General features: G+C 47.5%; 6 protein-coding genes. All 6 read left to right on the forward strand.

Features of this window, described 5'->3' with window-relative positions:
- Positions 1-15: 15 nt before the first annotated feature.
- Positions 16-384, forward strand: a complete 369-nt coding sequence (locus IQ235_RS11880) for an STAS domain-containing protein (RefSeq protein ID WP_264321681.1) — start codon at positions 16-18, stop codon at positions 382-384.
- 135 nt (positions 385-519) lie between these two features.
- A complete protein-coding gene (locus IQ235_RS11885) occupies positions 520-1,035 on the forward strand; it encodes a Mini-ribonuclease 3 (RefSeq protein WP_405196667.1) in 516 nt (171 codons plus the stop codon).
- Entirely contained in the window at positions 1,019-1,990 is a 972-nt protein-coding gene (rlmB, locus tag IQ235_RS11890) for a 23S rRNA (guanosine(2251)-2'-O)-methyltransferase RlmB (RefSeq protein WP_405196668.1), read from the forward strand. Before IQ235_RS11885 ends, rlmB begins: the two co-directional genes overlap by 17 nt.
- A gap of 145 nt (positions 1,991-2,135) precedes the next feature.
- Entirely contained in the window at positions 2,136-2,414 is a 279-nt protein-coding gene (locus tag IQ235_RS11895) for a DUF1816 domain-containing protein (protein WP_264321678.1), read from the forward strand.
- 1,214 nt (positions 2,415-3,628) lie between these two features.
- Positions 3,629-4,912: a calcium-binding protein gene (locus IQ235_RS11900; RefSeq protein WP_264321679.1), complete on the forward strand. Its 1,284-nt coding sequence runs from the start codon at positions 3,629-3,631 to the stop codon at positions 4,910-4,912.
- A gap of 87 nt (positions 4,913-4,999) precedes the next feature.
- Positions 5,000-8,417 (forward strand): tetratricopeptide repeat protein (locus tag IQ235_RS11905; RefSeq protein ID WP_264321680.1); only part of this gene is annotated, 3,418 nt, incomplete at its 3' end.

Here is an 8,417-nt window from a genome sequence, read left to right on the forward strand (position 1 = left end):
GCCAAGGAGGGAGCTATTCCAGAGCCACTAAATTTGACTGTTAGCCTCAGAGGCACCCGAGACGTCACAAGCAATTACCAGCTGTTTCGCTTGAATGGTTTGTTAGACGCTTTTTCCGAGCCGAATTTCCAGAAGGTTTTTGGAAAATGTGTTGATGAGGGCCCCAAGCATCTGATCTTGGATCTATCCAAGATCGATTTTGTCGATAGCTCCGGTCTGGGAGCATTGGTACAACTTGTCAAAAAAGCACAAACCAATCAGGGTAGCTTACAAATCGTTACCAATCCTAGGGTAACGCAGACAGTTAAACTCGTTCGTTTAGAGAAATTCCTGTCGTTACAGCCTTCTGTTGAGGAGGCAATTGCCAACGTCCCGAAAAGCTAAATATCATACTAGATCGAGCCAGCTATCCTGCCATCGAGCAGTCAGGCTGGCTTCAGTATGGTTTGGGTGTAAGAAATGAGTTCAAATCTTAATTTTTAATTGTTTCGTTAATCGATCGCTCCCCCATTCTCAGGTATGTCAGAGATCGAACCGGAAAATTCAGATCCAAGTCAGATCCAAACCTCTTTTCATATGGGGGATTTGGGAAAATTAACGACCCGTCAAGTTCAACAAATTTCACCGGCGGCTTTGGCTTACCTGGGAGATGCCGTTTACGAACTGTACGTTCGCCACCGATACATACTGCCATCTAAACGGATACAAGCCTATCACCATCAGGTTGTCGATCGAGTCCGAGCCGAAGCTCAAGCCCAACATCTACAATCGATCGAACCGCACCTGAGCGATCTCGAACGAGACATTATCCGACGCGGACGCAATGCGGCTTTCGGTCGCCCCAAGCGAGTGAGCGCTCGAATTTACCAACAGGCGACAAGCCTCGAAACCCTCGTTGGCTATCTTTATTTGAGCGATCCCCAACGTTTAAACGAGTTGCTAATCTACCTAGAATCTAATTATGAGCCGACAGGACCGAAAACAAAACCCAAAACCGACGAAGAAAAATCCCTTGAAGATTGCCAACCCGAGTAAGCGCAATCGAGATAGTCAAAATTGGGATCGAGATCGAAACGATCGAAATTATCGAGATCGTCAAGATCGTCAAGATCGAAATTATCGAGATCGTCGAGATCGAAACGATCGAGATTTTTCCCTCGAATCTCAAGAAGAGATCGAAGAAACCGAGCTAATTTACGGTCGTCATAGCGTATTGAGCGCCCTGGAAAATCAGCGTCAGCTCAATCGTCTTTGGATTACCCAACAACTTCGCTACTCGCCACGATTCCATACCCTACTGACCTCAGCGAAGGCACGGGGAACGGTGATTGATGAGGTTGGATACGGACGATTGGATCGGATGACGGGAGGAGCCACTCACCAAGGTATCGCCGCCCAAGTTGCCCCATACGAATATGTCGATATCGACGCACTGATTGCGAGCGCTCTCAAAGCGGTAGAGTCTCCGGTGCTACTGGTTGCCGACAGTATTACCGACCCCCATAATTTAGGGGCGATCGTTCGAACCGCCGAAGCCATAGGAACTCAGGGTTTGGTGATTCCCCAGCGACGGGCGGTGGGGATTACAGCAGCGGTCAAAAAAGTGGCGGCTGGGGCGTTAGAAACGTTTCCGGTGGCGCGAGTCGTGAATCTATCGAGAACCTTAGAAAGGTTAAAAGAAGCGGGATTCTGGATTTACGGTCTATCGGAAAAAGCGCCCCAATCCATTCAGGTCGAGTTTGGCAACTCCACGAAAAAAACAGAGTATGCCCCCAAGCCGATCGTTTTAGTGGTTGGCTCGGAAGGCCAAGGATTGAGTCTATTAACTCAGCGCTGCTGCGACATTATGGTGTCGATACCCCTAATGGGCAAAACACCGAGTTTGAATGTGTCTGTGGCGACGGGAATGGCTTTGTACGAAATTTACCGCCAGCGCTGGTCTTCCCGACATTTTGACATCTCCGGTCAAACTGTGCGCAACGAACAATAGAGCGTGTCAAAACAAATCATTCTAAGTAAAGCTCGAGGGAGATTGAAAAAATGAATCGAACAGAGTATAACAAAATGTAAAGGATTTCTAAACGGTATAAACCTAGCCCTTGTAAATCATTTGTTGATAAGCTTGCAAAATCACGATGAAAGAATTTTTGATTAATCTGCTCAATTTCTTTGGCTTCGCCTGGTGGGTTAAGGTAGACACCGCGTCTCCTGCCTGCACGTATTACTTCGGGCCTTTTTTAAGTGAGAAAGAAGCCCACAACTCAACCAACGGATATGTTGAAGACTTGGAACACGAAGGTGCCCAAGGCATCGGCATACAGGTGTCTCGCTGTAAGCCTAACGATCTGACGATTTACCAAGAAGACTACTCTAGTATTTCTAAGTCCGCTCCAATTTTTAGCGGTCAGACTTAAACGGCTTTACGACCGCTCGTCGAGCTTTCTCGAACCCCCGTTGGCTTTTTCTACAGGTCAATGGGGTTTTTGTTTTGAAGGTTTTGACCCAATGCGGAAAAACGTTGTGGGATTTGAGAAAACAAGGGACAGTGACTGGAGTTTATATTGTAGTTGTCTTGCATCGCAGACCCCGAGCAGTTCATCGTAGAACGGGCTGTTTCGATCTCCAGGATCGACCTGAAACTGGGTTCTATATTGAAAAATTTTATAAGTCGATGCCAAGGCACCGTGTAAGTATGGTTTATTATCCGGAGATGCGTCGATCTTAAATCCGGGTCAACGAACTCAAGCTGACGATCGTTTCTTGATTCTATCCGTCTCCAATTTAGGAGGCTCTGCAATTTTTCGATCTCGATCGAGATAACCACGTAAGTATGGGTTATTATCCGGAGATTAGATGCTCCAAAATCCAGCTCGATCGACTCATACCGGCGATATTTTTTGATTTAATTATTTTTCTACATTGAGTTTTTAGAATACATTAGAACTCGATCGAACTGACTAAAATATGATGGGGCTTCAATCGGATTCGCAGCGATCGTTATAAAACACCTACAAAAAATAGCTCTGTTCGTTCGCTTTAATTGAGAGGTAAGACTGTTTAATTATAGTGATTTCAAGCCTTTTGCACTTTATTTAATGATGAGAATCCGAAAATTAGTCTTCGGTCGTGAAAAAATATCCTTATATAAATCTATCTAAAAATATAAAAAAATCAAAATCGATTAAATAACTTGAGAGAGATATAATCTCTGGAGATCGAAATTGCAACTTTGAATTAATTTGCACTATAATTTATTTATCTCATTGCACGCTAGGAACTTTTTTTATAAGACCTCGTCATGGCTGTAAGTTCTTAAGGTTCACTCACTCAAGCGAGTGAATCTGAAGCGAGAGCAAAATATTCTTGATTTACTATCTGATTGTAGTTTTAGTCATTATTAATTTTTTAGTCTGAGATTTATTCAATATCTCAGGTGAAACTCAGCTTGTGCTCTACCGATTTATGTCGGAGAAAATGGTTAAAACTTATGTTTTAATTCATAGAGATTGGTTTGTCAACATGTACGCAATGACAGCCAATATGAAAGAAAAATACGGTCAATCGTTCTTTCGCAATTTTCAGAGATCGACGATCGAGCATCTAGGTTATTTTTTGAGGAGCACAACAAATGTCACAAGTTTTAAATCCTTCCCCACCGCAAGATTTTACCGTCACTCCCATCGCGGTCACCGGAGGCTTGCTGATTGTCCCCAGCCAAGGGACCGTTGAACCACTTAGGGTGAATGGCAGCCCGAATGCAGATGGAATCTTTCTCAATCTCCAATCGGAGGCAGAGTTTGCTGCCAACCTTCAAAATGCTGCCAATACTTCCACCTCGGGTATTACCCCCCCGAGCAACCCGGCGGTGTTTAATGCTTTTAGTACCCTTCAAGCAGCGATTGCCGGAGTCACCAATGCCGCGCCGGTAGATGCCCCGGAGGCAACAGCAAATGCTATCGCTCAATTCGATAATGCCATCCAAGCTTACCAAGCCAATGGTTTGGATACATCAGAGTTGATTGCCGCTCGCCAGGAACTGACGTTTGCCCTCGGGGGACAAGTCGATGGTGCGGAAGGTGACGACACGCTCGTCGCCGGTCGGGGTTACGATTCGATGCTCGGCGGACCGGGTTCGGATGTATTATTCGGCAATCAAGGTCGAGATACCTTAGATGGCAACTCCGGCGACGATTTTCTTTTTGGCGGTCAAGATGACGATATTGTCGTTGGGGGTGATGGAAACGACATTGTTTCTGGGGATAAAGGAAATGACGTTATTTTTGGCAACCAAGGTGCCGATTTCGTTCAAGGTGGAGAGGGTAACGACTTTGCCTTTGGCGGTCAGGGCAACGATGTTGTTATTGGTAATGCTGGTGACGACTCTGTTTATGGCGATAAAGGCAATGACTTTGTTGCTGGCGGTCAAGGCTCTGACTTTGTGTTTGGCGGGCCGGGTGACGACAGCGTATACGGCGGTCGGGATAACGACACGGTTAGTGGTGGCGCTGGCAACGATCTGATTTTTGGAGACAAAGGTAACGACCTACTTTCGGGTGGGGAAGGACAAGATACGTTCCGCTTCGAGTTCTTTGGCGACGATCCGTCTCCCGATCCAGTGGGTCTAGACAATCGAATTTTGGGTATCGATACCTTGACCGACTTCAATCCAAACGAGGATTCAATTTCCTTCGATCGCCGGATCTTCCCGGCGTTGGATGATACGCTGCGGGCTGAATTTACTCAGATTAATAACTCGGCAGAGCTGGGCGATCGGACGGCGGCGATCGTCTACGATGCCAGCACCGGTCTAGTGTACTACAATCCCACCGCTGCTGCTGGAGACGAAGTGGATATTTTGAAACTCGACCCGACTCCGGACAATCTCGACGAGAATAATCTCGATAGCTTCTAATATCTCGAGGTTTCTACGATTTGGCGTCACGATTGACGAAGGGGTTTGTAACCAGTGATAAAAGTCAACGCAACGAGAAAGCGCTCGGTGTCATCGACCATCGCGAGTCACTCTGCGATCGATTGGGTGACCGTCCAAATGACCTTGGCTCATCAGTTGGGCGATCGCGGTGAAGTCGATGCCGCAATTGATACCTACACGAAAATTCTCCAGCGTCAGCCGAGATCGGTGGCGGCTCGCGTGGCTCTCGGACAGCTGTACGAGGGACGGGGGAAAGAACTTGAAGCCATTGATGGCTACCGGCAGGGACTGCAATTTTCGCCCGAGGAACCCGAACTTTGGTTGCGCCTGGGGAATTGCTATTACCGAGGGCAAGATTTAGACCGGGCCGTGGATTGCTACGAACGGGCAATCGCCATCCAACCCGATTGTATTCGGGCGCTCTACCAACTGGGAATAGTACTGCACGATCGCGGTCAACTCGAAGCAGCCGCCTGCCGCTTCGAGCAGGTCATCGATTTGTGCACCGCAGGAGATCGCAGCCATCCAGACTTCGCTAACGCCTACAACAATCTCGGGTGTATTTTCCTGACTTTGAGGCAGTTCGATCGCGCTTTGGCAGCGTACGATCGGGCCCGAGAAATCTCCCCCGATCGGGCAGCACTCCACAATAATTTGGGTCAGCTCTGGTTCTTTCGAGGGAATCTCGATCGAGCGATCGCGGCATACTCCCAGGCCGTGCAATTAGAACCGGAAAACGGGTTATTTCACCACAATCTCGGGCTTACCTTACAAAAGCAAAATCAACACCCTGGGGCGATCGAAGCCTTCAAACGGGCGATCGAGTTAGACCGAAATCTCCTAATTGCCTATGACGATCGCGCGCGATCGTCGATGGCGTGCGGGGAATTCGGGGAAGCTTTTGCCGACTTATCTGACCTCTTGCAACAGCAACCCCATTGGGTAGAAGGATATACCCGGAAAGCCCGCCAACGGGTTCGCGAGGATGACTTGGAGCGCGCCAGAGCCGCCTGCGGGGGATTTTTAACGGCTCTGCAACGGCAATCGTCCATTGTTGAAATTTGCGAGTGGCTGGCTCTGGTACACCATTATCGGAGTCGAGTTCGACTGGCGTTGGGAGATGAATGCGGCGCGGCAACTCACGCTCGACAGGCTTGGGAAATTCAGTTATTCTCTCGATGGCGGTGTTGGTGGCTGGTATTTTGCTTGATGCGGTTACCCAGCGTCGAGGCGACATGGCTGTTTCGAGGGGTGACGATCGCCAGTCGCTCTCGAGAAACCGTTTCAGAATTGGGTTTACCCCGCTCGGATGACATCGAGAGCGCTTCCGTCGCGCCGATTTCTCCGCCATTAGGGGTCTATTCTCGCACTTGGGATTGGTGGCGGGCAACTCATCGAGGAGACTATATCGATCTCGGTTCGGGAATCGTTCCCGCTTGCGCCCTAGAGCCATTTCTGGAGCCGCTTCGGGAACCTCGGACTCAAGCTGGGGCAACCCAGCAAAATTGCCAGGGATTGAATTGCAACAAATGTCTGAAGAGAATTTTTAATGGCTTCGGGTTAACCCATCAAGGCGAGGGGATTTACGAGTGCCGAAATACTCAATCTTTGGAGTTTTCTCATCGAGATCCCTTTGTGGCAGTCATTCCCGAGGGACGGATTTGGAGTATGCCCCAAAAAAGTTGGTGGGAAGTTTGCGAGGCGATCGCCGTTATCTCCCCGGATGGGTATTTGTTAGAGGATATTTCTCGGGAGTATCCCGATCGACTACCCAATTGCGAGAGCCAAGAGCGACCCCAACACCGACTTTTTCAACGGAAAGAACTTCCCCCCATCGAATATATTGATGGCACGGTTGTTTCCCTGGTGGGGCTATCAGCAAATGTCTATTTCCACTGGATGGTCGATATTCTGCCTCGGGTAGAAATTTTGCGCCGCAGTCAAATCGATTGGAACCAAGTTGATGGGTTTCTCGTCAATCAAAATCAGCAGCCTTTTCAAAGGGAAACACTCTCCAAACTCGGCATTCCACCGGAAAAAATAATTCAGAGCGATCGCCATTCTCACATTCAAGCCAGACAGCTTATCGTTCCCTCTTTTTCTGGATATTTAGGTTGGGCTTCCCCTGAGACGATCGATTTTCTCCGACAATCTTTTTTACCCGCTGCAATATCAACGTTTTCCCAGACCGATTGCCACTTTCCCGATCGTATTTATATTAATCGCGCCGATGCGAAATATCGCCATCTTTTTAACGAAGGTGAAATTGTTCGCCAACTCGAGGCGTGGGGTTTTGTTTCCGTTGCTTTGGAAACAATGTCCTTTTTCGAGCAAATTCTCTTATTTCATCGAGCCAAAGTTATTGTTGCACCTCACGGAAGTGGGTTAACCAATATTCTTTTTTGTCAACCGAACGCTCAAATTGTTGAGTTAACCTCACCAAACTATATCCGTCACTATTACCGTGCCATTAGCCAGCATCTAAATCTACAACATGATTATGTTGTCGGAGAATTATTCACTAGCCGTTTTTTGCGAGATTTAATTTATCCGAGCACTCTGGCAGAAGATATTTACTTCGAGCCTCGTCTGGTGAAGAAAACATTTCACAAACTTGGTGTCATGCAAACGCTCTCTTCCGTTCGACTTAACCGTTCAAATTTTCATTCCTCTCAGTCCGATCGAATCGACGGAAATATCTCTTCGATCGAATCGAAAATCGCTCCAAATACTTCCGCGATCGACCTCCAAAAACAAGCCGATAATTTTCTATCGCAAAAAAAATTTTCCGAAGCGATCGAGCTAGGACAAAAAGCCATCGAAGCCGATCCAAATTTAGCCTCAGCATATAAAATTGTGGGAAATGCTTTGCGAGCTAACAGTCAGTTAGAAGAGGCAAAGTGTTGGTATGAAAAAGCTATTCAAGTTCAGCCTTTGTATGCCGAAGCTTATGCCAACATCGGGAATATATTTTTCCAGCAGCAACAGTGGAAACCGGCGATCGAGTACTACCAAAAAGCGATCGAAACTCGTCCAAATTTTGCAGGAGCTTACCATCATTTATCGAAAGTTTGGCTGAAGGTGGGAAATACTCGCTCGGCTGCGGATTGTTTGTATCGGGCCTACGAACTCGATCCGAAGCTGGGCCGTGCTGAGGAACATTTGAATTTAGGGAATAGCCTCCTGCAACAAAATCAGTTAACCCAAGCGATTTCCTGTTACCGTCGCGCTTTGGAATTAAATTCTCAGTTATTTGGGGCGCACCAAAACTTAGCCGAAGCTTTGACTCGTCAGGGACGATTTGTCGAAGCGACTCAATACTATCGAATGGCGGTGAAATTGGGGTTAACAAACTCGAATTCGATTCAACAAGTCACATCAGATCGGCAAGTCACATCAGAGCCATTATTTTCCCAGACCTCAAATCCCCCTTCTTCGCTCGCCTCACTCCAGACAACCCAAGAAGCGGCGATCGTGCCAACCC

The organism is Zarconia navalis LEGE 11467 (genome assembly GCF_015207075.1).
Lineage (GTDB): Bacteria > Cyanobacteriota > Cyanobacteriia > Cyanobacteriales > Geitlerinemataceae > Zarconia > Zarconia navalis.